We start from the raw sequence: 24,859 nt of genomic DNA, 5'->3' as shown, positions 1-24,859 counted from the left end.
ACATAAGAAATATTAGGGTGTTTAACCATTTTTCAACCCGTAAATTGGGTTTTGGGCTTTATGCCGTGATCTGCTGCGGAGCGGCACTTCATCTGCTTCCAGGGGTGGAAACAAGGATATTCAGGAGAAAACGTGCCAAAAATCCGCCAGTTATGTTTTGTCAGTCTCTTGCTGACAAGCGGAATCGCCGACGCGGCGAATGTTCGTCTGCAGGTTGAGGGGTTATCCGGCGCGCTGCAAAAAAACGTCCGCGCACAGCTCTCCACGATCGAGAGCGACGAAGTGACGCCAGACCGTCGCTTCCGCGCCCGCGTGGATGATGCTATCCGCGGCGGTTTAAAAGCGCTCGGCTACTACGAACCGACTATCGACTTCGAACTGCGTCCACCTCCGGCCAAAGGTCGGCAGGTGCTGATTGCCCGCGTCAAGCCGGGTGAGCCGGTGTTGATCGGCGGTACCGATGTGGTGCTGCGCGGCGGCGCGCGCACGGATCATGACTACCTTGATCTGTTGAGTACGCGCCCGAAGAACGGCACCGTGCTCAATCACAGCGACTATGACGGCTTCAAAAAAGATCTGACGAAAGTGGCGCTGCGCAAAGGCTACTTCGACAGCCAGTTTAATAAAAGCCAGCTCGGCGTCTCCCTCGACCGGCACCAGGCGTTCTGGGATATCGATTACGACAGCGGGGAACGCTACCGCTTTGGCGACGTCACCTTTGAAGGGTCGCAGATCCGCGACGAGTACCTGCAGAATCTGATCCCCTTCAAAGAGGGCGATTATTACCAGTCGAAAGATCTGGCCGAGCTCAACCGCCGCCTGTCGGCCACCGGCTGGTTTAACTCGGTGGTGGTGGCGCCGGAATTTGATAAAGCGCGGCAGACTAAAGTCCTGCCGCTGCACGGCGTGGTGTCGCCACGTACCGAGAACACCATTGAGACCGGGGTGGGTTACTCCACCGACGTCGGCCCACGAGTCAAAGCGACGTGGAAAAAGCCGTGGATGAACTCCTACGGCCACAGCCTGACCACCAACGCCAGTATCTCCGCGCCTGAGCAACAGCTTGATTTCAGCTATAAAATGCCGTTGCTGAAAAACCCGCTCGAGCAGTATTACCTGGTGCAGGGCGGCTTTAAGCGCACCGATCTGAACGATACCGAAGCGGACTCCACGACCCTCGCGGTGTCGCGCTACTGGGATCTCTCCAGCGGCTGGCAGCGTGCCATTAACCTGCGCTGGAGTCTCGACCACTTTACCCAGGCCAACGTGACCAACACCACCATGCTGCTCTATCCGGGGGTAATGATCAGCCGGACCCGCTCCCGCGGTGGGCTGATGCCGACCTGGGGCGATTCCCAGCGCTATTCGGTGGACTACTCCAATACCGCCTGGGGCTCGGATGTCGACTTTGTGGTGGTGCAGGCGCAGAACGCCTGGATCCGCACCCTCTACGACCGGCACCGCTTCGTGATGCGCGGCAATCTCGGCTGGATTGAAACCGGCGACTTCGAAAAAGTGCCGCCGGATCTGCGCTTCTTCGCCGGGGGCGATCGCAGCATTCGTGGCTATAAATACAAATCCATCGCGCCAAAAGATGACGACGGCAAGCTGATCGGGGCCTCGAAGCTGGCCACCGGCTCGCTGGAGTACCAGTACAACGTCACCGGAAAATGGTGGGGGGCGACCTTTATCGACAGCGGGGAGGCGGTGAGCGATATCCGCCGCAGCGATTTCAAAACCGGCGCCGGTGTCGGGGTGCGCTGGGAGTCACCGGTCGGGCCGATCAAGCTCGATTTCGCCGTGCCGGTGGGTGATAAAGATGAACACGGTTTACAGTTTTACATCGGTCTGGGGCCTGAATTATGAGTTTATGGAAGAAAATCAGCCTCGGCGTTGTGCTGTTTATCCTGCTGCTGCTCTCTGCGGTGGCCTTCCTGGTGGGAACCACCAGCGGGCTGCATCTGCTGTTTAAGGCGGCTAACCGCTGGGTGCCGGGGCTGGAGATTGGCCAGGTCACCGGCGGCTGGCGCGATCTGCATCTGAAGAACGTCCGCTATGACCAGCCGGGCGTGGCGGTCAACGCCGGGGATCTGCACCTGGCGGTGAAGCTCAGCTGTCTGCGCGACAGCAGCCTGTGCATCAACGATCTGTCGTTAAAAGACGTCTTTGTGACGATCGATTCGAAAAAAATGCCGCAATCGGAGCAGGTCGCCGAAGAGGAGAGCGGGCCGCTGGATCTCTCCACGCCATACCCGATTGCCCTTAGCCGGGTGGCGCTGAACAACATCAACGTTAAAATCGACGACACCACCGTGTCGGTGATGGACTTCACCTCCGGCCTGCGCTGGCAGGAGAAGAACCTGACCCTGACCCCGACCAGCCTGCAGGGGCTGCTGATCGCTCTGCCAAAAGTGGCCGAGGTGGCGCAGGAAGAGATCGTCGAACCAAAAATTCAGAACCCGCAGCCGGAAGAGAAACCGCTGGGTGAAACGCTGAAAGATCTGTTCTCAAAACCGGTCCTGCCGGAGATGACCGACGTTCACCTGCCGCTGAATCTCAACATTGAGGAGTTTAAGGGCGAGCAGCTGCGTCTGACCGGCGATACCGATCTAACGGTCTTCAACATGCTGCTGAAGGTGAGCAGCATCGACGGCGATATGAAGCTCGATGCGCTGGATATCGATACCAATCAGGGAAGCGTCAACGCCACCGGTAACGCGCAGCTGCGCGATAACTGGCCGGTGGATATCACCCTCAACAGCAGCCTGAACATCGACCCGATCAAGGGCGAGAAGGTGAAGCTGAAGGTCGGCGGCGCCCTGCGCGAGCAGCTGGAGTTTGGCGTTAACCTCTCCGGTCCAGTGGATATGGTGCTGCGCGGCCAGACCCGGCTTGCCGAAGCGGGCCTGCCGCTCAACCTGGAAGTGGTCAGCGAACAGCTCTACTGGCCTTTCACCGGCGAGAAGCAGTACCAGGCTGATGACGTGAAGCTGAAGCTCACCGGCAAAATGACCGACTACACCCTGTCGTTCCGCACGGCGGTGAAAGGGGAGGGGCTGCCCTCCGCGGGCATTACCCTTGATGCGAAGGGCAACGAGCAGCAGATCAACCTCGATAAGCTGACGGTCGCGGCGCTGGAGGGTAAAACCGAGCTGACGGCGCTGCTCGACTGGCAGAAGGCGATCAGCTGGCGCGGGGAGCTGAAGCTCACCGGGATCAACACCGCCAAAGAGGTGCCGGACTGGCCATCGAAGCTCGACGGGCTGATTAAAACCCGCGGCAGTCTGTACGGCGGAAGCTGGCAGATGGATGTCCCGGAACTGAAAATCACCGGCAACGTGAAGCAGAACAAAGTCAACGTGAATGGCTCGCTGAAGGGCAACAGCTATCTGCAGTGGATCATCCCGGGTCTGCACGTGGCGCTGGGCCGCAATACCGCCGACATCAAGGGTGAGCTGGGGGTGAAAGATCTCGATCTGGATGCCACCATCGACGCGCCGAATCTTGATAATGCCCTGCCGGGGCTGGGCGGGACAGCGAAAGGGCTGGTGAAAGTGCGCGGCACGGTCGAAGCCCCACAACTGCTGGCCGATATCACCGCCAACGGCCTGCGCTGGCAGGAGCTTACCATTGCCCGCCTGCGCGTTGATGGCGACGTCAAATCCACCGATCAGATCGCCGGGCATCTCAACCTGCGCGTCGATCGTCTTTCCCAGCCGGGCGTGAACCTCAGTCAGGTCACCCTGGAAGCCAAAGGCAGCGAGAAACAGCACGACCTCCAGCTGCGCGTCCAGGGCGAACCGGTCTCCGGCCAGCTGCACCTGGCGGGCAGCTTTGACCGCAAAGAGATGCGCTGGAAAGGCACGCTGGACAACACCCGCTTCGCCACCCCGGTGGGGCCATGGTCGTTAACCCGCTCGATTGCGCTGGATTATCGCAATGCGGAGCAGAAGGTAAGCATCGGGCCACACTGCTGGACCAACCCGAACGCTGAACTCTGCGTGCCGCAGACTATTGATGCGGGTGCCGAAGGGCGGGCGGTGGTCAATCTTAACCGTTTCGACCTGGCGATGCTCAAGCCGTTTATGCCGGAGTCCACTCAGGCCAGCGGCGTGTTCAGCGGTAAGGCGGATGTCGCCTGGGATGCCACTAAACCGGGGCTGCCGCAGGGCAACGTCACGCTCTCCGGGCGTAACGTGAAGGTCACCCAGGTGGTCAACGACGCACCGCTGCCGCTGGCGTTTACTACCCTCAATCTCACCGCCGATCTGCATAACAACCGCGCCGAGCTGGGCTGGCTGATCCGCCTCGCCAACAACGGCCAGTTTGACGGCCAGATCCAGGTCACCGATCCGCAAGGGCAGCGCAACCTGGGCGGCAACGTCAATATCCGCAATCTCAACCTGGCGATGGCGAACGCCATTTTCTCCCGCGGCGAGAAGGCGGCTGGTATGCTGAACGCCAACCTGCGGCTGGCGGGTAATGCCCAAAGCCCGCAGGTGTTTGGTCAGATGCAGCTCAATGGCGTGGATATCGACGGCAACTTTATGCCGTTCGATATGCAGCCGAGCCAGCTGGCGATGAACTTTAACGGCATGAGTTCGACCCTGGCCGGGACCGTGCGTACCCAGCAGGGGCAGATCAACCTCAGCGGCGATGCCGACTGGAGCCAGCTCGATAACTGGCGCGCGCGGGTGGCGGCCAAGGGCAGCAAGGTGCGCATCACGGTGCCGCCGATGGTGCGTCTGGACGTCTCGCCGGATGTGGTCTTTGAGGCCACGCCGCAGCTGTTTACTCTCGACGGCCGGGTCGATGTGCCCTGGGCGCGTATCGTGGTGCATGACCTGCCGGAGAGCGCAGTAGGCGTCTCCAGCGATGAGGTGATGCTCGATAAAAATCTGCAGCCGGAAGAGACGCAGCGGGCTTCGATTCCGATCAACAGCAACCTGATCGTGCACGTGGGCAACAACGTGCGGCTGGATGCCTTTGGTCTGAAGGCGAGGCTGACCGGCGATCTGAAGGTCGCGCAGGATAAGCAGGGGCTGGGCCTGAACGGGCAGATCACCATTCCGGAAGGGCGCTTCCACGCCTACGGCCAGGATCTGATCGTGCGTAAAGGGGAGCTGCTGTTCTCCGGTCCGCCGGATCAGCCGCTGCTGAATATCGAAGCGATCCGTAACCCGGAAGCCACCGAGAATGACGTGATCGCCGGGGTGCGCGTGACCGGCACCGCCGACGAACCGAAAGCGGAAATCTTCTCCGACCCGGCAATGTCCCAGCAGGAAGCGCTCTCATATCTGCTGCGCGGGCAAGGTCTGGACAGCAATCAGAGCGACAGTGCAGCGATGACCTCAATGTTAGTCGGTCTGGGGGTTGCACAAAGTGGTCAGGTTGTGGGTAAAATCGGGGAGACGTTTGGCGTAAGCAATCTGGCGCTGGACACCCAGGGAGTCGGTGACTCTTCGCAGGTGGTGGTCAGTGGCTATGTACTGCCGGGTCTGCAGGTGAAATATGGCGTGGGGATCTTTGACTCGCTGGCGACTCTCACGTTACGCTATCGCCTGATGCCTAAGCTATATCTTGAAGCGGTGTCTGGCATAGACCAGGCGCTCGATCTGCTCTATCAGTTTGAGTTTTAGCAATGCGAATATTTGTTTACGGCAGTTTACGAACCAAGCAAGGCAACAGCCACTGGATGACCAACGCCCAGTTGCTGGGAAATTACAATATTGAACACTACCAGTTGTACAGTCTGGGCCACTATCCAGGCGCGGTTCCGGGGAACGGAACGGTACAGGGTGAGGTTTATCGTATTGATAACGCTACGCTGGCCGAACTTGATGCCTTGCGCACCAAGGGCGGGGAATACGCTCGCCGGTTGATCCAGACCCCCTACGGCAGTGCATGGATGTATGTATACCAACGTTCGGTCGACGGCCTGACGCTGATTGAAAGCGGTAACTGGTTAGACAGAGACCAGTACTGAGATAAACCACGCCACCTTCGGGTGGCGTGGTTTTTTGACATCCGCGGACGGTTTTGTAGGCCGGGTAAGGCGTAGCCGCCACCCGGCAGCACAGACGAAAAAAAGCCCCGACAAGTCGGGGCTCTCTTCACGCAGAAAGAATTACTTCTTCTTCGCGCGTTCGAAAGAGGCAACGATTTCAGCTTTTGCCGCTTCAGCGTTATCCCAGCCGTCAACCTTAACCCATTTGCCTTTCTCGAGATCTTTGTAGTGCTCGAAGAAGTGGGTGATCTGCGCTTTCAGCAGTTCTGGCAGGTCGTTCACATCGTTAATGTGATCGTACTCTTTGCTCAGCTTGGTGTGCGGTACCGCAACCAGTTTCGCATCTTCACCGGCTTCGTCGGTCATTTTCAGTACGCCAACCGGACGGCAGCGGATAACCGCGCCTGGCTGCAGTGGGTACGGGGTTGGGACCAGCACGTCTACCGGGTCACCGTCCAGAGACAGGGTGTGGTTGATGTAACCGTAGTTGCACGGATAGAACATCGCGGTAGACATGAAACGGTCAACGAACAGCGCGCCGGTGTCTTTGTCGATTTCGTATTTGATAGGATCAGCGTTCGCCGGGATTTCGATAACTACGTAGATGTCTTCCGGCAGTTCTTTACCCGCTGGGACGTTGAGTAAGCTCATGTCTGTGTCCTTTAAAATGATTGGTAATCAAGTGGCGAGTATTATAGCCAACTGGCACGGAATGTCTTCGCCTGTTTTCGCTATTACCCGCTCCCTGATGTCACTATCAGCCCTTTCTCATGACAAGATAATCCATAAACTCAGCCGCTTTTTTAATGGTCCAATGAAAGCGATTACAAACTTGTGATTAACGTTTTATTCACTTCTCTGAAGTGTGATGTAACACACTCCGTTACATCTCGCATTGTCTATAGTTTTTTCGCAGAACACCTTTTACCCAACAATAAACTACCCTACGAGGACGTTCTTATGTGGAAGCGCTTACTTCTTGTCACAGCAGTTTCAGCAGCCATGTCGTCTATGGCATTGGCCGCCCCATTAACCGTAGGATTCGCACAAGTCGGCTCAGAATCAGGCTGGCGAGCGGCTGAAACCAACGTCGCGAAAAGCGAGGCCGAAAAGCGCGGCATCACGCTGAAAATCGCCGATGGTCAGCAAAAACAGGAAAACCAGATCAAAGCGGTACGCTCTTTTATCGCCCAGGGCGTTGACGCCATCTTCATTGCGCCGGTGGTGGCAACAGGCTGGGAGCCGGTACTGAAAGAAGCCAAAGATGCCGAAATTCCGGTGTTCCTGCTCGATCGTTCCATCGATGTAAAAGACAAATCTCTCTATATGACTACCGTCACTGCCGACAACGTTCTGGAAGGCAAATTAATCGGTGAGTGGCTGGTGAAACAGGTGGATGGCAAGCCGTGTAACGTGGTTGAGCTGCAGGGCACCGTCGGGGCCAGCGTGGCCATCGACCGTAAGAAAGGCTTTGCCGATGCCATCTCCAAAGCGTCAAACATCAAGATTATCCGCTCTCAGTCCGGCGACTTCACCCGCAGTAAAGGGAAAGAGGTTATGGAGAGCTTCATCAAAGCCGAGAACAACGGCAAAAACATCTGCATGGTTTACGCCCATAACGACGACATGGTGATCGGCGCCATTCAGGCCATTAAAGAAGCGGGTCTGAAGCCAGGCACCGATATCCTGACCGGCTCCATCGACGGCGTACCGGATATCTATAAAGCGATGATCGACAAAGAGGCCAACGCCAGCGTTGAGCTGACGCCAAACATGGCAGGCCCGGCCTTCGACGCGCTGGAAAAATTCAAGAAAGACGGCACCATGCCGGAGAAAGTCACCATCACCAAATCCACCCTCTACCTGCCTGATACCGCTAAAGAAGAGTTAGAGAAGAAGAAAAATATGGGCTACTAAGCTCCAGTGAAAATGCCGGGCGGCGCTGCGCTTGCCCGGCCTACGGGTTGTGCCGGGGGATGAGACTATGACGATTGACCAACACCAGGAAATCCTCCGCACAGAAGGATTGAGCAAGTACTTTCCCGGCGTAAAAGCGCTGGATAGCGTCGATTTCAGCCTGCGCCGTGGTGAGATTATGGCGTTGCTGGGAGAGAACGGCGCCGGGAAATCCACGCTAATCAAAGCCCTGACCGGCGTCTATCACGCCGATCGCGGCACCATCTGGCTGGAAGGCCAGGCTATTTCGCCCAAAAATACCGCCCATGCCCAGCAGCTGGGGATCGGCACGGTCTATCAGGAAGTGAACCTGCTGCCGAACATGTCGGTGGCCGATAACCTGTTTATCGGTCGCGAGCCTAAGCGCTTTGGCTTTTTGCGCCGCAAGGAGATGGAGGCCCGCGCCACGAAGCTGATGGAATCCTACGGCTTTTCCCTCGACGTGCGCGAACCGCTGAACCGTTTTTCGGTGGCGATGCAGCAGATCGTCGCCATCTGCCGCGCCATCGACCTCTCCGCCAAAGTGCTGATCCTCGATGAACCTACCGCCAGCCTCGACACCCAGGAGGTGGAGATGCTTTTTACCCTGATGCGCCAGCTGCGCGATCAGGGGGTGAGCCTGATTTTCGTCACCCACTTCCTCGATCAGGTGTATGAAGTGAGCGACCGCATTACCGTCCTGCGTAACGGCAGCTTTGTCGGCTGTCGCGAAACCCGCGAGTTGCCGCAAATCGAACTGGTCAAAATGATGCTGGGCCGCGAGCTGGAGACCAACGCCCTGCAGCGTGCGGGCCGGACGCTGCTCAGCGATAAGCCCATTGCGGCGTTCAAGGATTACGGCAGGAAGGGCACTATTGCCCCCTTTAACCTCGAGGTGCGTCCCGGCGAAATCGTCGGCCTGGCGGGGCTGTTAGGCTCGGGCCGGACCGAAACCGCCGAAGTGATCTTTGGCATCAAGCCTGCCGACACCGGCAGCGCGCTGATCAAAGGCAAACCCCAGGCGCTGCGCTCTCCGCATCAGGCCTCCAGCCTCGGAATTGGCTTCTGTCCGGAAGACAGGAAAACCGACGGGATTATTGCCGCCGCCTCGGTGCGCGAAAACATCATTCTGGCCCTGCAGGCCCAGCGCGGCTGGCTGCGGCCAATCCCGCGTAAAGAGCAGAACGCCATTGCCGAACGCTTTATTCGCCAGTTGGGGATCCGCACCCCGAGCGCCGAACAGCCGATCGAGTTTCTCTCCGGCGGCAACCAGCAGAAGGTGCTGCTGTCGCGCTGGCTGCTGACCAAACCGCAGTTCCTGATCCTCGACGAGCCGACGCGCGGTATCGACGTCGGGGCGCATGCGGAGATCATCCGCCTGATCGAAACCCTCTGCGCCGACGGTCTGGCGCTGCTGGTCATCTCCTCGGAGCTGGAGGAGCTGGTGGGCTACGCCGATCGCGTGATCATCATGCGCGACCGCCAACAGGTAGCCGAGATCCCGCTGGACGAACTGTCCGTTCCGGCAATCATGAACGCCATTGCGGCATAAGGAGTAGATCGTGATGCCACGTTCACTTTCTCAGACCGGCGAGCCGAAGCGCCGCTTCCGCTGGCCCACCGGTATGCCGCAAATCATTGCGCTGCTGCTGGTGTTGCTGGTGGATAGCCTCGTTTCGCCGCATTTTTATCAGATTATCCTCCAGGATGGCCGCCTGTTCGGCAGCCCGATTGATATCTTAAACCGCGCCGCCCCGGTGGCTTTGTTGGCAATCGGCATGACCCTGGTGATCGCCACCGGGGGGATCGACCTGTCGGTCGGGGCGGTGATGGCTATCGCCGGGGCCACCGCGGCCTCGATGACCGTGGCCGGACACAGCCTGCCGGTGGTGCTGCTGGTGACCCTGGGCACCGGGGTGCTGGCGGGGTTGTGGAACGGCATCCTGGTCGCGATCCTCAAAATACAGCCCTTCGTCGCCACCCTGATCTTAATGGTGGCCGGACGCGGGGTGGCGCAGCTGATCACCTCCGGGCAGATCGTCACCTTTAACGCTCCCAATCTGGCGTGGATCGGCAGCGGCTCGCTGTTCTTCTTCCCGACGCCGGTGATCATCGTGGTGGTGACGCTGATTGCCTTCTGGCTGTTCACCCGCAAAACCGCGCTCGGGATGTTCATTGAAGCGGTGGGGATTAACATTCGCGCGGCGAAAAACGCCGGGGTCAGCACCCGCCTGATGGTGATGCTCACCTACGTCTTAAGCGGGGTGTGCGCCGCCATTGCCGGGATTATTGTTGCGGCGGATATTCGCGGGGCGGACGCCAACAACGCCGGCCTGTGGCTGGAGCTGGATGCCATTCTGGCAGTGGTGATCGGTGGCGGGTCGCTGATGGGCGGGCGCTTTAACCTGCTGCTGTCGGTGATTGGCGCGCTGATTATCCAGGGGATGAACACCGGCATTCTGCTGTCCGGCTTCCCGCCGGAACTCAACCAGGTGGTGAAAGCGGTAGTGGTGCTCTGCGTGCTGATCGTTCAGTCGCCGCGCTTTATCAGTCTTATTAAGGGGATGCGTGGCCATGATAAAACGTAATTTACCGCTAATGATCACCCTGGGCGTGTTCGTGCTGGGCTATCTCTACTGTCTGACGCAGTTCCCCGGCTTTGCCTCGACGCGGGTGATCTGCAACATCCTGACCGACAACGCCTTCCTCGGGATCATCGCCGTCGGCATGACGTTTGTGATCCTCTCCGGCGGGATCGACCTCTCCGTCGGGTCGGTGATCGCCTTTACCGGCGTCTTCCTGGCGAAAGCGATCGGCTACTGGGGGATCTCTCCGTTGCTGGCCTTCCCGCTGGTGCTGGTGATGGGCTGCGCCTTCGGGGCCTTTATGGGCCTGCTGATCGACGCCCTGAAGATCCCGGCGTTTATCATCACCCTCGCCGGGATGTTCTTCCTGCGCGGGGTCAGCTATCTGGTGTCGGAGGAGTCGATCCCGATTAACCATCCGGTCTACGACACCCTCTCCAGCCTGGCGTGGAAAATTCCCGGCGGCGGTCGGCTGAGCATTCTTGGCCTGATCATGCTGGGGGTGGTGGTGATCGGTATCTTCCTGGCCCACCGCACCCGCTTCGGCAACGAGGTGTACGCCATCGGCGGCAGCGCGACCTCCGCCAACCTGATGGGCATCTCCACCCGCAGCACCACCATTCGCATCTATATGCTCTCCACCGGGCTGGCGACGCTGGCGGGGATCGTCTTCTCCATCTACACCCAGGCGGGCTACGCCCTGGCGGGGGTGGGCGTGGAGCTGGACGCCATTGCCTCGGTGGTGATTGGCGGCACGCTGCTCAGCGGCGGGGTCGGCACGGTGCTGGGAACCCTGTTCGGGGTGGCGATCCAGGGGCTGATCCAGACCTATATCAACTTCGACGGCACCCTCAGCTCGTGGTGGACCAAGATTGCGATTGGCATCCTGCTGTTCATCTTTATCGCCCTGCAGCGCGGTCTGACGGTGCTGTGGGAGAACCGCCAGAGCTCGCCGGTTACCCGGGTGAGCACCACCACCCTCAAGCGGTAACTCGCTGAATTTTCGCAATGTCTAAATCTTTTCCGGTAGCGGCCGATAACCCTTAATTCTGTCCAGATTTATCTCGCTACCGGAAATTACATCATGCTGAAAACGCTATCGATTCGTACCGGCTTGCTTTCGTTACTGGCCGTCATGACCCTCCTGCTGCTGCTCGTCAGCGGTATTGGCATTTATGCCCTCACGCAGAGTTCCGCTTCACTGCAACGCATTAATCATCTTCAGGGCGAGCAGCTGGTGCAGCTCAATTCGGGCTACACCCTGATCCTGCGCGCGCGCAACGAAGCGGGGCAGGCCGTTCGCATGATGGAGGTGGGCCTGCTGGATGACGCCGCCAAATCGGTGAAGAACATCAATGACGAAATCACCCAGGCACAAACCACGTTGAAAAACGTGATCGATAGCGGAGTGGACGATCCAGAAGGTGAAGCGCTGCTGAAGAAGGTTGCGGCGAGCCTCGCGGCCTATAACGCCCAGGGGATCGTGCCGATGCAGAACGCCCTGAAAGAGCAGAGCGCCGATGCGTATTACGATCTGCTGGAGAACCATCTGGTGCCGGTGGCGCGTCAGTTTGATAACGACATGCAGGCCTTCCAGACCTGGAGCGAAAGCCGCGGCAAAGCCGAAGTGGCGGCGGTGCAGGCCAGTAAAAGTAAGGTAATGATGCTGATTGTTGTCGCCGCGCTGCTGACTGCGGGCATCATTGTGCTGGCCTGGCTGGCCCTGCGCCATATGCTGCTCAAGCCGCTCTCCACCTCCATCGCCCAGCTGGAACATGTGGCCGCCGGGGATTTGACCCACGCCCTGACCGCGCCCGCCAGCCAGGAGTTTAACCGTCTGAATGCCGCCATCGAAGAGATGCGCCAGTCGCTGATGGGCTCGGTGCTGCGCGTGCGCGACGCCAGCTCGCAGATCGACACCGGCAGCCGGGAGCTGACCGCCGGCAACATGCACCTGGCCCAGCGCACGGAATCAACCGCTACTTCTCTGGAGCAGACTGCGGCCAGCATGGAAGAGCTCACCGCCACGGTGAAACAGAACGCCCACAACGCCGAGCAGGCGCATCAGGTGGCGAAGACGATGTCTGATACCGCCGATCGCGGCAGCGAAATGGTCTGCTACGTGATTGAGAAGATGCGCGACATCTCCGGCAGCGCCGGCCGTATCGCCGATATTCTCAGCGTTATCGACGGCATTGCCTTCCAGACCAATATCCTGGCGCTAAACGCCTCGGTCGAGGCTGCCCGCGCGGGTGAGCAGGGCCGTGGTTTTGCGGTGGTGGCCGGGGAAGTACGTATCCTCGCCAGCCGCAGCGCCGATGCGGCAAAAGAGATCCGCACTCTGATTAGCGATTCGCAGTCACACGTTAGCGAAGGCAGCGAGCTGGCGCAGCAGGCGGGTGAAACCATGGATGAGATCGCCACCGAGGTGATGCGCATGACACGCCTGATGCGTGAGATTGCTAACGCGTCGCACGAGCAGAGCCGGGGGATTGAGCAGGTGAATATTGCGGTCAATCAGATGGACGAAACCGCGCAACAAAACGCGGCGCTGGTCCAGCAATCTTCCGCCGCGACGCGCTCGCTGGAAGAGCAGTCCCGCGAGCTGATCGAGGCGATGTCGTCCTTTAAACTGTCGATGCAACAGGCATAGCGTTATCACATTCCGGCGCCGCAGCAGGCGTCGGGATGCTCTCACCCAGAGACGGCGCGCTGGCGATATGGTCGTGGATCAAGCCCAGTAGCTTTTCCATCTCGGCGGTCAGGTGCAGCGCATAGGGCGTTGGCTCCAGAAACAGGCCCTTGCGGTTAAACAGCGGCGCATTAAAAAGCATCCCAAAGCGTTTCAGCGCCAGGCTCACGGCGGGTCTGGACATATCAAGACGTAAAGAGGCTTTGGCCATGCTCCCGCACCTGACGACTTCAATAAATACCGGAATCAGATTGAGGTCGATCCCAGTGGATGAGCGAGAGAGATTTTTCATTTCTGCTGATTTCCATTGAACACTATTTGAACGCCGTAATGATGACGGATTGATTCAGCGGGTTACAGCAGCATTTTTATATAGCTTTATACCGACACCGGTATAAATCGTTGGAAAAATAAAAGGGGCCTTGCGGCCCCTTCTGGTCAAACTCAACAATCAGGCATCCGGGTATTCACGGATTAAGCGTTCAACGTCTTCCACCATATGATCGTTGCCGACGAAGAACGAACGGCGCTGGTGCAGACTCTCAGGAATGATATCCATAATCCGCTCTTTACCGTCGCTGGCTTTACCGCCCGCCTGCTCGGCGAGGAAGGCCATCGGGTTGCACTCGTACAGCAGACGCAGCTTACCTTCCGGGTGGCTGGCGGTGCTTGGGTAGAGGTAGATCCCACCTTTCAGCAGGTTGCGGTGGAAATCCGCCACCAGGGAGCCGATATAACGTGAGGTATACGGACGCTGGGTGGCAGTATCCTCTTCCTGGCAGAATTTAATGTACTTCTTCACCCCGGACGGGAATTTGATGTAGTTCCCTTCATTGATGGAGTAGGTGCTGCCTTTCTGCGGGTAGCGCATGCGCTCCTGGCACAGGCAGAACACGCCCAGCGACGGATCGTAGGTAAAGGCATGCACACCGCAGCCGGTGGTGTAGACCAGCATGGTGGAGGAGCCGTAAACCACATAGCCTGCCGCAACCTGCTTGTTACCCGGCTGCAGGAAATCTTCTTCGGTTACCGGGGTGCCTACAGGGGTAACGCGGCGGTAAACAGAGAAAATGGTGCCGACAGAGACGTTAACGTCGATGTTGGAGGAGCCATCCAGAGGATCCATCAGAACGACATATTTTGCGTGTTCACACCCTTCAAAGACCACGATTTCGTCTTCTTCTTCGGAGGCGATCCCCGCCACGATGTCGCGTGCGCGCAGTGCAGCTTTCAGTTTTTCATTCGCGAACAGATCGAGTTTCTGTTGAACTTCGCCCTGCACGTTTTCAGCACCGCTGGCACCCAGGATATCGACCAGACCGGCCTTGTTGATATCGCGATGGATGATCTTGGCGCCCAGCTTTATTGCCGACAACAAAGCAGTGAGTTCACCGGTAGCATGCGAGAACTCGTGCTGCTTTTCGACAATAAATTCACCTAACGTTTTCATAACACCTTCCCTGCATTGGATGTTGAGTAAAGTTGTTGATGCCCAACAATCTTAACAAACTTTCAAATCTTCGCGCAGAGGTGAATCGCGCCAGCTAGGTACAGATTTTCCTGAAATGCGTTTCTCTGCCGCAGACATATGCGTAAAATGTGCGCCACATTGAAGAGGGATAGTGACGTATGCGCATTCATATATTGGGGATTTGTGGCACTTTCATGGGCGGCCTGGCTATGCTGGCGCGCGCTCTTGGCCATGAGGTGACAGGTTCGGACGCCAATGTGTATCCGCCGATGAGCACGCTGCTGGAAAAGCAGGGTATCTCACTTATTCAGGGTTACGATGCCAGCCAGCTGGAGCCTCAGCCGGATCTGGTGATCATTGGTAACGCCATGACCCGTGGAAATCCGTGCGTGGAAGCCGTGCTGGAACGCAACATTCCTTACATGTCTGGCCCGCAGTGGCTGCATGACTTTGTGCTGCGCGATCGCTGGGTTGTTGCTGTTGCGGGGACGCACGGCAAAACCACCACCGCCGGAATGGCGACCTGGATCCTTGAAGCCTGCGGCTACAAGCCGGGCTTTGTGATCGGCGGCGTACCGGGGAATTTCGAGGTTTCTGCCCGCCTGGGCGACAGCCCGTTCTTTGTCATCGAAGCGGACGAATACGACTGTGCGTTCTTTGACAAGCGCTCTAAATTTGTTCATTACTGCCCGCGCACCTTGATCCTCAATAACCTTGAGTTCGATCATGCGGATATCTTCGACGACCTGAAGGCGATTCAGAAGCAGTTCCACCACCTGGTGCGTATCGTGCCGGGCCAGGGGCGCATTATCCTGCCGGAAAACGACGTCAATCTGAAGCAGACCCTGGCGATGGGATGCTGGAGCGAGCAGGAGCTGGTGGGCGAGCAGGGCCACTGGCAGGCGAAAAAACTGACCAACGACGCCTCCCAGTGGGAAGTGCTGCTGGACGGTGAAAAGGTCGGGGAGGTGCATTGGGCGCTGGTGGGTGAACACAACATGCACAACGGCCTGATGGCGATTGCCGCCGCCCGTCATGTGGGCGTGCTGCCTGCCGATGCGGCCCATGCGCTGGGATCGTTCATCAACGCCCGTCGCCGTCTTGAACTGCGCGGCGAAGCGAATGGCGTGACGGTGTATGACGATTTTGCCCATCACCCGACGGCGATCCTCGCGACGCTGGCGGCGCTGCGCGGCAAAGTGGGCGGCACAGCGCGTATTCTGGCGGTGCTGGAACCCCGCTCTAACACCATGAAGATGGGCATCTGCAAAGACGATCTCGCCCCGTCGTTGGGCCGTGCGGATGAGGTCTTCCTCCTGCAGCCGCAGCACATTCCATGGCAGGTCGCAGAAGTCGCGGACGCCTGTATTCAACCTGCGCACTGGAGTGCGGATGTCGATGTGCTGGCGGATATGGTGGTGAAAGCCGCTCAGCCGGGGGATCACATTCTGGTAATGAGCAACGGCGGGTTTGGTGGGATCCATCAGAAGCTGCTGGACGGTCTGGCGAAGAAAGCAGATGTAGCAGAGTAATAAAAAAGCCCGGTGGCGCTAACGCTTACCGGGCCTACAGTTCGTGCGCATTTGTTACAGCATTATGCTTCGGCTTCCGCCAGTTCACGCAGATACTGGAAGATCAGACGCGCAGACTTCGGCGGCTTATTCCCTTCTTTCTCTTTCTTGGCGTTACGGGCAAGCGTTCGCAGCTGCTGGCGGTCGGCGTCCGGCCACAGGTTCAGCACCTCCGCCAGGGCGTCATCGCCATTATCAATCAGGCGATCGCGGATCTGCTCCAGCTTATGGAACAGGGCAACCTGCTGGTTGTGGCGGTTTTTCAGCTTATCCAGCGCCTGGCGGATAGGCTCGACGTCGCGCTGGCGCAACATTTTACCAATCAACTGAAGCTGGCGGCGACGACCCTCTTTCTTGATGCGCTGTGCCAGTTCGATGGCGGCACGCAGATCCGGATCGAGCGGGATTTTATCCAGCGCGTTCTTACCCAGCTCTACCATTTCCGCACCAAGCTGTTTTAACTCTTCGGCGTCGCGTTTAATTTCACTTTTACTGACCCAGATGATCTCATCATCTTCGTCTTCGATGTCATCACCGGGAACGTCGTCGAGCCAGTCTTCGGGCTGCTTAGTCATGTCAGGCTCCTTAAAAAAAGAGGCTAATCTTACCAGTTTAGGCGCGTACTGAGAAACGGTTCTCTGATAGACTTCAGCTAACTACACCTTACATTATGGCATTTACGATGAAAGTGATCTCACAAGTTGCAGCACAGCGTAAAGCACTGGAAGAGGCCGTCTCCATGGCCCTGGAGCTGGCGTCAGCGAAATCCGACGGGGCAGAAGTCGCCGTCAGTAAAACCACCGGCCTGAGCGTCAGTACCCGCTATGGCGAAGTGGAAAACGTTGAATTTAATAGCGATGGCGCGTTAGGGATTACTGTTTATCACCAGAACCGTAAAGGCAGCGCCTCCTCCACCGACCTCAGCCCGGATGCCATTGCGCGTACCGTGCAGGCGGCGCTGGATATCGCCCGCTACACCTCTGCGGACCCGTATGCCGGCGTCGCAGACCGCGAATTGCTGGCCTTTGAGGCCCCGGATCTGGATCTGTTCCACCCGGCAGAAGTGACCCCTGACGAAGCCATTGATTTCGCCGCCCGCGCAGAACAGGCCTCCCTGAACGCCGATAAGCGCATCACCAACACCGAAGGCGGCAGCTTTAACAGCCACTACGGTATTAAAGTCTTTGGCAACAGCCACGGCATGCTGCAGGGCTACAGCTCCACCCGTCACTCGCTTTCCAGCTGCGTGATCGCTGAAGAGAACGGCGATATGGAGCGCGATTACGCCTACACCATTGGCCGTGCGATGGGCGATCTGCAGTCGCCGGAGTGGGTTGGGATGGAGTGCGCAAAACGCACATTGTCCCGCCTCGCGCCACGAAAACTGTCTACCATGAAAGCACCAGTGATCTTCGCCAATGAAGTGGCGACCGGGCTGTTCGGGCATCTGGTCGGGGCCATCGCCGGTGGCGCGGTGTACCGTAAATCGACCTTCCTGCTCGACGCGCTGGGTACGCAAATTCTGCCAGAATGGCTGACCATTGAAGAGCATCCGCACCTGCTGAAAGGGCTGGCCTCCACGCCGTTTGACAGCGAAGGCGTGCGCACGGAGCGTCGCGATATCATTAAAGACGGCATCCTGACCCAGTGGCTGCTGACCAGCTACTCCGCGCGCAAACTGGGGCTGCAAAGCACCGGCCATGCGGGCGGCATCCACAACTGGCGCATTCCGGGTCGTGGCCTGAGCTTTGAGCAGATGCTGAAAGAGATGGGCACCGGGCTGGTGGTAACCGAGTTGATGGGCCAGGGCGTTAGCGGCGTGACCGGCGACTACTCGCGCGGGGCGTCTGGCTTCTGGGTAGAAAACGGTGAAATTCAGTATCCGGTGAGCGAAATTACCATCGCCGGCAACTTAAAAGAGATGTGGCGCAATATCGTGACGGTGGGCAACGATATTGAAACCCGCAGTAATATACAGTGTGGATCGGTGTTGTTACCGGAGATGAAGATCGCCGGCCAGTAATACTCAAGCGCACTCCGGTGCGCTTTTTTTTAATAATAAAAAAGGAAGTGAGCAATGCGTAAATATCTGTTAGCAATCGTCGCAGCTTCAACGCTGGTAATGAGTTCGTCAGTCCTGGCTGACCTGGAAGACAACATGGACACCCTCAGCGAAAATCTGAAGGTAGTGCAGAAAACGGACAATGCGGCGGAAATGAAAGGCGCTCTGACCAAAATGCGTGCTGCTGCGGTGGATGCGCAAAAAGAGACCCCGCCGAAGCTGGAAGGCAAAGCGGAGAACAGCCCGGAGATGAAAGATTTCCGTCACGGTCTGGAGACGCTGGTGGGGCAGATTGACGGCGCGCTGAAGCTGGCCAACGAAGGCAAAGTGAAAGAAGCCCAGGCGGCGGCCGATGGGTTTGTCACCACGCGTAATACTTATCACAAAAAATACCGTTAATGGGTGCCTGAGCCTTACGTCCTCTCCCGTGTGCGGAGGCGCACTAAACGCCTCCGCCTGTTTGCTCCTACAATCCGGAGCGACAATCCATTTGCGCTATCACTTCAAAGGAACCGTTTCGGAAACGGATCTCGCAAAGCGTTTTCCGCGTCACCAGCGTTAAGATGATTATTGTCAAAGAAATGATCATCAAAACCCTGATACTGGGATCTCTGCGTTTCATGGATGCCTCCTTGCTTTTTAAGCGGGTAAGGCAGCGAACTTCACGTGTTCGGACGTGTCGTTTCGGGCCCCATCCCTGATTTTTATTCAGGTGGGGCTTTCCACTTCCCGTCCCATGCATGAGACGGTCAGTCTCAAGCACCCACGGCCACTCTACCCAATCCGCATAAGAAAACCTTATCCAGCTCACATTTCTACGAGTCTGCTCGTAAACTTTTTCACTTCCACAACGCCGCTTTACCCGCTCAGGAGCGTGATATTCATCACGTAAACCCAGCGAATTATCATCATTCAGCGCAATTATGTGGCACAGATCACTGGCGCCGGGTTCCTTTCCACTTCGAAGTGGAAAGGAACTCGCTACAAACAATTAACCCCCGGCGTTAGTTTTATCCCAGAGCCACTAACGGGGTAACACGAGTGATTAACGGAACGGTAATAAACGACACTGGAGACCAGGCGGCGCAAACTGAACAGCTGGCCGACACCATGCTCAAGCAGACGTTCACTCTGCTTAGTCATCACCACATTATCCCCAATGCCGTTCAGGAGCAGATGCTCACCTCCCACGTTCGCGCGATGGCGCACCGGTCGGTGACCGGCGAGCCGCTGCCAGAGGTTGAGGCTGACCTGTTCGACGAAATTTCACCTGAATCAATGCGGCTTGCCCGCGAAGTCGTGGCGCAGTTTGGCAACCTTCCTGATGAAGAAGCCTGGCTGCTCTCCGTTCACTTTGAAGTCGCAAAAGACAACCTTTAAGGAGCAACACTATGGAACAAATTACAGTGGTTATCGGCGATCGCCTGGGTAAAGGTCAGAAGGTTGCAGCTGGCGTTGAAAAAGCGGGTGGTCGCGCCGTGGTGGTGCCAGGCGTGGCAGCAGACATGAAGCTGGGTGACGTGATGAAGGCGGAAAACGCCACCTTCGGCATCTCCTTCTGCGGCAGCGGCGGCGCGGGGGCGATCACCGCTCAGACCAAATATGGCTACAAAGCGAAGTACGGCATGCGTTCCGTGGAAGAGGGCGTCACCGCCATCAACGAAGGCAACAACGTGCTCGGTTTCGGCTTTATGGATAAAGAAGAGCTGGGCGAGCGTCTGGTACAGGCGTGGCAGAAGAAGCACGGCGCATAAGCATGAAAGAACAGTTCACCACCACGGTGAGAGTGAAAGGCAAGGGTGACGCCAAAGCGCGCGCCTTTGCCGACGCGCTGAACCAGGTTCAGGCCGCGGTGATGAAAGCATCGCCGCATATCTTACTGCGTATTGAGCCACAGGATGTGCAGGTTGTTCAGGCGCAAGAAGCGGTGCGTAAAGAGGCGTTTCTGTTCTTCTTTTTGCGCCGGGAAAGACGCACCTACAGCGTGGAGCTGGATGTGACCGTCAACGTGACTGCCATCAATCTGGACCAGGTGGACTTTGTCACGCAACGCTGATTCTTACTAATAGGGCAGACTAATGTTCCTGATAATTTTAATAAAATCGCTCATCATCGGCGGCCTGGTTGGCGTCGGCGTGGGCGCCGGGGCTGCACGCATGTTCCATGCGCCTACCACTCAGGGTATGGGCGCATTTCGTACGTTGGGGGAGCTGAACTCCTGTGAAGGGGATCCGGCCTCTCACTTCTCCTTTGGGTTAGGCTTCTTCTTCAACGCCTGGGCCTCGTCGGTTGCGGCGGGTTCCTTCACCCAGGACGTTGACCACCGCATCATCCCGAACTGGGGTGCCGCGGCACTGATGATCAAAAACCGTAACGTCGGCGAGACGCTGCACGATCCCCGCAAAATGGCGATTGCCTGCGGTGTGATCGGCATGATGGTCGTCACCTTCCTGAACCTCACCGCCTCGTCCGTTCCTGCTGCGCTTCAGGTCACCGCCGTGAAGGTGCTGGTGCCGGCGGCGAACCTGCTGGTGAACACCGTGATGCCGGTGATCTTCTGGCTGGCGGCTATCGACGCGGGTAAAAAATCGGGCTTCTGGGCCACCGTTTTTGGCGGCGCGGCGCAGCTGATCATGGGTAACGCCGTACCGGGTCTGGTGCTGGGTATTCTGATTGGGAAAGGCGTGGAAGAGAGCGGCTGGAACCACGTCACCAAAGTGATGATGGTCGCCATCGTATTGCTGTTCGTGCTGAGCGGTTTCTTCCGCGGCTTCGACATGAAGATGATTGAATCCTTCCATCTGACCGTGCCGAACTGGCTCGACATGATCCACAACTCGCTCAGCGGCAAGTAACAGGAGCCTCTAAATGGAACAGAATAAAGGTTTTTGGTATGCCGACTGGTCGTTCCCGATCTTCGTTGGCCTGCTCTCCTCCGGCGTGTTCGCCGGGACGCACATGTACTACCTCTACGGCATCGGTGCCTTTAACGAAGTGGCCTTCGTGGCGATGCTGAAAGCGGGCATCGATACCGGTGCCTACGGTGCGGTTGCCGCCTTTGGCGCCAGCTTCCTGTTCGCCCGTATTATCGAGGGCTCCCTGGTGGGGATCCTCGATATCGGCGGGGCGATCCAGACCGGCGTGGGCTTAGGCGTTCCGGCACTGCTGCTGGGGGCGGGGATTATGTTCCCGGTGACCAACTTCCTTGCCTCGCTGGCAACCGGCCTGGTGATTGGCCTGGCGATTGGCTACATCATCATCCTGGCGCGTAAGTTCACCATCAACCAGAGCAACTCCACCTACGGGGCGGATGTGATGATGGGGGCCGGTAACGCCTCCGGCCGCTTCCTCGGGCCGTTGATTATCCTCAGCGCCATGACCGCGTCGATTCCCATCGGCATCGGTTCCCTGTTAGGTGCCCTGCTGTTCTACATCTGGCAGAAGCCGATTACCGGTGGCGCCATCCTCGGCGCGATGCTGTTGGGCTGGCTGTTCCCGGTCGCCCTTTAATACCCGCGGGCGCTCAGGCGCCCGCCTTATCAGGAGAACCCCATGTTTGATTTACTCCTGCGCCGTGCGCGCCTCACCGACGATACCCTGACCGATATCGCCATTCAGGACGGGAAGATCGCGGCGGTGGGCGACATCGCCGCGTCTGCCCAAAAAACGGTGGAGCTGAACGGCGAAGTGTTTGTTAGCGCAGGCTGGATTGACTCCCACGTCCACTGCTACCCGAACTCGCCGATTTACCATGACGAGCCGGACAGCGTGGGCATTGCCACCGGCGTCACCTCCGTGGTGGACGCGGGCAGTACCGGGGCGGATGACGTGGACGACTTCTACGAAATTACCCGCAACGCCGCCACCGAGGTGTTTGCCCTGCTGAACATCTCCCGCGTGGGGCTGATTGCCCAGAACGAACTGGCCAATATGGCCAATATCGACGCCAGCGCAGTGCAGCAGGCGGTGAAACGCCACCCGAATTTTATCGTCGGCCTGAAAGCGCGCATGAGCAGCAGCGTGGTCGGTGAGAACGGCATTACGCCGCTGGAGCGCGCCAAAACCATCCAGAAAGAGAACGGCGATCTGCCCCTGATGGTGCACATCGGCAACAACCCGCCGAACCTCGATGAGATTGCCGACCTGCTGAGCTCCGGGGACATCATTACCCACTGCTACAACGGCAAACCGAACCGCATTCTGACCCCCTCCGGCGAGCTGCGTGCCTCTGTCACCAACGCCCTGAAACGCGGCGTGCGCCTGGACGTCGGCCACGGCACGGCGAGCTTCAGCTTTGAGGTGGCGAAACGCGCCATTGCGCTGGGCATTCTGCCGCACACCATCAGCTCGGATATCTACTGCCGCAACCGTATCAACGGCCCGGTGGGCTCGCTGGCCAGCGTGATGTCGAAATTCCTCGCCATCGGTATGTCGCTGCCGCAGGTCATTGAGTGCGTGACCGCCAACGCCGCCGACGGCCTGCGCCTGGCCCATAAAGGCCGCATTCAGCCAGGCCTCGACGCCGACCTGACGCTGTTCACCATTAAACGCCAGCCAACCGTGCTGACGGATGCCGAAAACGACAGCCTGCAGGCTGAACACATTCTGGTGCCGCTTGCCGCGATCCGCGCGGGCAAGGGCTACATGACCGAACAAGGGAGCACGGAACATGCCTTCAATTTTTGAGAAATACAATTTAAAACAGGTGATTAACACCTCCGGACGCATGACCGCGCTCGGCGTTTCCACCCCGCGCCCGGAAGTGGTGCAGGCGGCCATGGAGGGGATGAACCAGTACTTCGAGATGAAGGATCTGGTCAACAAAACCGGCGAGTACATTGCCGGTCTGCTGGATGTGGAAGGGGCGACTGTCGTCTCCTGCGCCTCGGCAGGCATCGCCCAGTCGGTGGCGGCGGTGCTGGTGAAAGACAGCGACTGGCTGCTGGAGAACCTGCACGTCACTCCGATTGAGAACAACGAGATCGTCATGCCGAAAGGCCACAACGTCAACTTTGGCGCCCCGGTCGGCACCATGGTGGCGCTGGGCGGCGGCAAGCTGGTGGAAGCCGGTTACGCCAACGAATGCTCCGCCGATCAGCTGGCGGCGGCGATCACCCCGCGCACCGCGGCAATCCTCTATATCAAATCCCACCACTGCGTGCAGAAGAGCATGCTCAGCGTGGAGCAGGCGGCAGTAGTAGCCCGTAAGCACGATCTGCCGCTGATCGTCGATGCGGCGGCGGAAGAAGATCTGCACGCTTACTACCGTTCCGGCGCGGACCTGGTGATCTACAGCGGCGCGAAGGCCATCGAAGGGCCAACCAGCGGCCTGGTGATCGGCCGAACTCAGTACGTTGAGTGGGTTAAGCGTCAGACGGCGGGCATTGGCCGGGCGATGAAGGTGGGTAAAGAGGGCATTCTGGGTCTGACCTGCGCCATCGAACACTACCTGACGGCCACCAAAGAGAGCGGCGACGAGATGGTGGCGAAGATGACCCCGTTTATCGATGCCCTGAATACCCTCAACGGCGTCACCGCCCGCGTGGTGTGGGACAGCGCCGGGCGTGACATCGCCCGGACCGAGATCAAGTTCGACGAAGCCACTACCGGCGTCGGCACCGGCGACCTGGTTGCGAAACTGAAGCAGGGCGAATACGCCATCTACTTCCGCGGCTACAAGGCCAACGAAGGGATCATCGAAGCCGACGTGCGCAGCGTCAGCGCGGACCAACTGAATATTGTTTATCGCCGCATCAGCGAAGTATTAGGCCAGGAGAAAAAGGCATGAAACTGACCCCCAATTTTTACCGCGACCGCGTCTGCCTGAACGTGCTGGCCGGTTCCAAAGCTAACGCCAGCGCCATCTATGAAGCGGCAGAAGGCCATGTGCTGGTGGGCGTGCTCTCCAAAAACTACCCGGACGTGGGGAGCGCCGTGGCGGATATGCGCGAGTATGCTCAGCTTATCGACAACGCGCTCTCCGTGGGCCTCGGGGCAGGGGATCCAAACCAGTCGGCGATGGTGAGCGAGATCTCCCGCCAGGTGCAGCCACAGCACGTCAACCAGGTCTTCACCGGCGTCGCCACCAGCCGCGCGCTGCTGGGGCAGAGTGAATCCGTGGTCAACGGCCTGGTCTCCCCGACCGGCACCGTCGGGATGGTGAAAATCTCCACCGGCCCGCTGAGCAGCGCAGCACCGGACGGTATCGTCCCGGTGGAAACCGCGATTGCCCTGCTGAAGGATTTCGGCGGCAGCTCGATCAAATACTTCCCGATGGGCGGCCTGAAATGCCGTGACGAATACCAGGCGGTGGCGGAAGCCTGCGCCCGTCACGACTTCTGGCTGGAGCCGACCGGGGGGATCGATCTGGAAAACTATGAAGAGATCCTGCAGATCGCCCTCGATGCTGGCGTGAGCAAGATCATTCCGCATATCTACAGTTCGATCATCGACAAAACCAGCGGCGACACCCGCCCGGAAGATGTCCGCACCCTGCTGGCAATGACGAAGAAGCTGGTGAAGTAAAACTACCCCTC

At 58.4% G+C, this 24,859-nt stretch carries 24 protein-coding genes; 19 read left to right on the top strand and 5 right to left on the bottom strand.

The features are described from left to right. The first annotated feature begins 132 nt into the window (after nt 1-132). Genes tamA through M8318_RS12085 form a run of 3 tightly spaced genes read left to right on the top strand, consistent with a single transcriptional unit; the run spans nt 133 to nt 5,986 of the window. Nucleotides 133-1,866, top strand: coding sequence for an autotransporter assembly complex protein TamA (tamA, locus tag M8318_RS12095; protein ID WP_106994077.1), 1,734 nt, complete (start codon nt 133-135; stop codon nt 1,864-1,866). Further along, nucleotides 1,863-5,639, top strand: a complete 3,777-nt coding sequence (gene tamB, locus M8318_RS12090) for an autotransporter assembly complex protein TamB (protein WP_262662840.1) — start codon at nt 1,863-1,865, stop codon at nt 5,637-5,639. The genes tamA and tamB overlap by 4 nt, the downstream gene beginning before the upstream one ends. A gap of 2 nt (nt 5,640-5,641) precedes the next feature. Beyond that, entirely contained in the window at nt 5,642-5,986 is a 345-nt protein-coding gene (locus M8318_RS12085; protein ID WP_166181410.1) for a gamma-glutamylcyclotransferase family protein, read from the top strand. Between the two features lie 141 nt (nt 5,987-6,127). On the opposite strand, the gene ppa is transcribed toward M8318_RS12085, so the two are convergent. Continuing rightward, nucleotides 6,128-6,658, bottom strand: coding sequence for an inorganic diphosphatase (gene ppa / locus M8318_RS12080; protein ID WP_106994080.1), 531 nt, complete (start codon nt 6,656-6,658; stop codon nt 6,128-6,130). 309 nt (nt 6,659-6,967) lie between these two features. Here ppa and ytfQ point away from each other — a divergent pair, with 309 nt between their 5' ends. From ytfQ to M8318_RS12055, 5 genes are all read left to right on the top strand, one after another. After that, nucleotides 6,968-7,924 carry a galactofuranose ABC transporter substrate-binding protein YtfQ gene (ytfQ, locus tag M8318_RS12075; protein ID WP_106994081.1) on the top strand — a complete coding sequence of 319 codons (957 nt, stop codon included), beginning with the start codon at nt 6,968-6,970 and terminating at the stop codon, nt 7,922-7,924. 67 nt (nt 7,925-7,991) lie between these two features. After that, nucleotides 7,992-9,494, top strand: coding sequence for a galactofuranose ABC transporter, ATP-binding protein YtfR (ytfR, locus tag M8318_RS12070; protein ID WP_262662837.1), 1,503 nt, complete (start codon nt 7,992-7,994; stop codon nt 9,492-9,494). 10 nt (nt 9,495-9,504) lie between these two features. Further along, nucleotides 9,505-10,530 (top strand): galactofuranose ABC transporter, ATP-binding protein YtfT, encoded by a 1,026-nt coding sequence (gene ytfT, locus M8318_RS12065; protein WP_262662836.1) that lies wholly within the window; start codon nt 9,505-9,507, stop codon nt 10,528-10,530. Then, a complete protein-coding gene (gene yjfF, locus M8318_RS12060) occupies nt 10,517-11,518 on the top strand; it encodes a galactofuranose ABC transporter, permease protein YjfF (RefSeq protein ID WP_106994084.1) in 1,002 nt (333 codons plus the stop codon). The genes ytfT and yjfF overlap by 14 nt, the downstream gene beginning before the upstream one ends. A 93-nt stretch (nt 11,519-11,611) precedes the next feature. After that, the gene (locus tag M8318_RS12055; protein ID WP_262662833.1) at nt 11,612-13,180 is read left to right on the top strand and encodes a methyl-accepting chemotaxis protein; all 1,569 of its coding nucleotides are present in this window, start codon (nt 11,612-11,614) and stop codon (nt 13,178-13,180) included. Here the strand turns inward: M8318_RS12055 and M8318_RS12050 are convergent. Together M8318_RS12050 and fbp are read right to left on the bottom strand one after the other, a co-directional pair. Continuing rightward, a complete protein-coding gene (locus M8318_RS12050; RefSeq protein WP_408612243.1) occupies nt 13,155-13,511 on the bottom strand; it encodes a LysR family transcriptional regulator in 357 nt (118 codons plus the stop codon). The genes M8318_RS12055 and M8318_RS12050 overlap by 26 nt on opposite strands. Nucleotides 13,512-13,670: 159 nt before the next feature. Then, nucleotides 13,671-14,669 carry a class 1 fructose-bisphosphatase gene (fbp, locus tag M8318_RS12045; RefSeq protein ID WP_166181418.1) on the bottom strand — a complete coding sequence of 333 codons (999 nt, stop codon included), beginning with the start codon at nt 14,667-14,669 and terminating at the stop codon, nt 13,671-13,673. A gap of 179 nt (nt 14,670-14,848) precedes the next feature. Between fbp and mpl the strand changes: the two genes are divergently transcribed. Then, the gene (gene mpl / locus M8318_RS12040) at nt 14,849-16,222 is read left to right on the top strand and encodes a UDP-N-acetylmuramate:L-alanyl-gamma-D-glutamyl-meso-diaminopimelate ligase (protein WP_262662829.1); all 1,374 of its coding nucleotides are present in this window, start codon (nt 14,849-14,851) and stop codon (nt 16,220-16,222) included. A gap of 62 nt (nt 16,223-16,284) precedes the next feature. On the opposite strand, the gene yjgA is transcribed toward mpl, so the two are convergent. Continuing rightward, on the bottom strand, nt 16,285-16,836 hold the full coding sequence (gene yjgA / locus M8318_RS12035; protein ID WP_262662826.1) for a ribosome biogenesis factor YjgA: 552 nt from the start codon (nt 16,834-16,836) through the stop codon (nt 16,285-16,287). A gap of 95 nt (nt 16,837-16,931) precedes the next feature. Between yjgA and pmbA the strand changes: the two genes are divergently transcribed. Together pmbA and cybC are read left to right on the top strand one after the other, a co-directional pair. After that, entirely contained in the window at nt 16,932-18,284 is a 1,353-nt protein-coding gene (gene pmbA, locus M8318_RS12030; RefSeq protein ID WP_262662825.1) for a metalloprotease PmbA, read from the top strand. A 54-nt stretch (nt 18,285-18,338) separates the two neighbouring features. After that, nucleotides 18,339-18,722, top strand: coding sequence for a cytochrome b562 (cybC, locus tag M8318_RS12025; protein WP_262662824.1), 384 nt, complete (start codon nt 18,339-18,341; stop codon nt 18,720-18,722). A gap of 67 nt (nt 18,723-18,789) precedes the next feature. Here cybC and M8318_RS12020 read toward each other — a convergent pair whose 3' ends face one another. Beyond that, nucleotides 18,790-18,912 carry a Hok/Gef family protein gene (locus M8318_RS12020; RefSeq protein ID WP_262663066.1) on the bottom strand — a complete coding sequence of 41 codons (123 nt, stop codon included), beginning with the start codon at nt 18,910-18,912 and terminating at the stop codon, nt 18,790-18,792. A 452-nt stretch (nt 18,913-19,364) separates the two neighbouring features. Here M8318_RS12020 and M8318_RS12015 point away from each other — a divergent pair, with 452 nt between their 5' ends. The 8 genes from M8318_RS12015 to dagF are packed head-to-tail and all read left to right on the top strand — an operon-like array spanning nt 19,365 to nt 24,848. Next, a complete protein-coding gene (locus M8318_RS12015; protein ID WP_106994092.1) occupies nt 19,365-19,703 on the top strand; it encodes a glycine dehydrogenase in 339 nt (112 codons plus the stop codon). An 11-nt stretch (nt 19,704-19,714) separates the two neighbouring features. Continuing rightward, entirely contained in the window at nt 19,715-20,077 is a 363-nt protein-coding gene (locus tag M8318_RS12010; RefSeq protein ID WP_262662823.1) for a glycine-rich SFCGS family protein, read from the top strand. Nucleotides 20,078-20,079: 2 nt separating this feature from the next. Continuing rightward, nucleotides 20,080-20,379: a DUF4312 family protein gene (locus M8318_RS12005; protein ID WP_006179054.1), complete on the top strand. Its 300-nt coding sequence runs from the start codon at nt 20,080-20,082 to the stop codon at nt 20,377-20,379. Between the two features lie 22 nt (nt 20,380-20,401). After that, nucleotides 20,402-21,178 (top strand): DUF4311 domain-containing protein, encoded by a 777-nt coding sequence (locus tag M8318_RS12000; protein ID WP_106994093.1) that lies wholly within the window; start codon nt 20,402-20,404, stop codon nt 21,176-21,178. A gap of 13 nt (nt 21,179-21,191) precedes the next feature. Next, entirely contained in the window at nt 21,192-21,833 is a 642-nt protein-coding gene (locus tag M8318_RS11995; RefSeq protein ID WP_106994094.1) for a DUF4310 family protein, read from the top strand. A 42-nt stretch (nt 21,834-21,875) separates the two neighbouring features. Next, nucleotides 21,876-23,009, top strand: coding sequence for an amidohydrolase/deacetylase family metallohydrolase (locus M8318_RS11990; protein ID WP_262662819.1), 1,134 nt, complete (start codon nt 21,876-21,878; stop codon nt 23,007-23,009). After that, on the top strand, nt 22,993-24,111 hold the full coding sequence (locus M8318_RS11985) for a DgaE family pyridoxal phosphate-dependent ammonia lyase (RefSeq protein ID WP_262662817.1): 1,119 nt from the start codon (nt 22,993-22,995) through the stop codon (nt 24,109-24,111). The genes M8318_RS11990 and M8318_RS11985 overlap by 17 nt, the downstream gene beginning before the upstream one ends. Beyond that, nucleotides 24,108-24,848 (top strand): 2-dehydro-3-deoxy-phosphogluconate aldolase, encoded by a 741-nt coding sequence (gene dagF / locus M8318_RS11980; RefSeq protein ID WP_262662816.1) that lies wholly within the window; start codon nt 24,108-24,110, stop codon nt 24,846-24,848. The genes M8318_RS11985 and dagF overlap by 4 nt, the downstream gene beginning before the upstream one ends. The last annotated feature ends 11 nt before the right edge of the window (nt 24,849-24,859 follow it).

Origin of the sequence: Leclercia tamurae (assembly GCF_025566055.1) — a bacterium.
Taxonomy (GTDB): domain Bacteria; phylum Pseudomonadota; class Gammaproteobacteria; order Enterobacterales; family Enterobacteriaceae; genus Enterobacter; species Enterobacter tamurae.
Note: the sequence above shows the minus strand (reverse complement) of the source record. Positions and strands in the feature narration are given on the sequence as shown.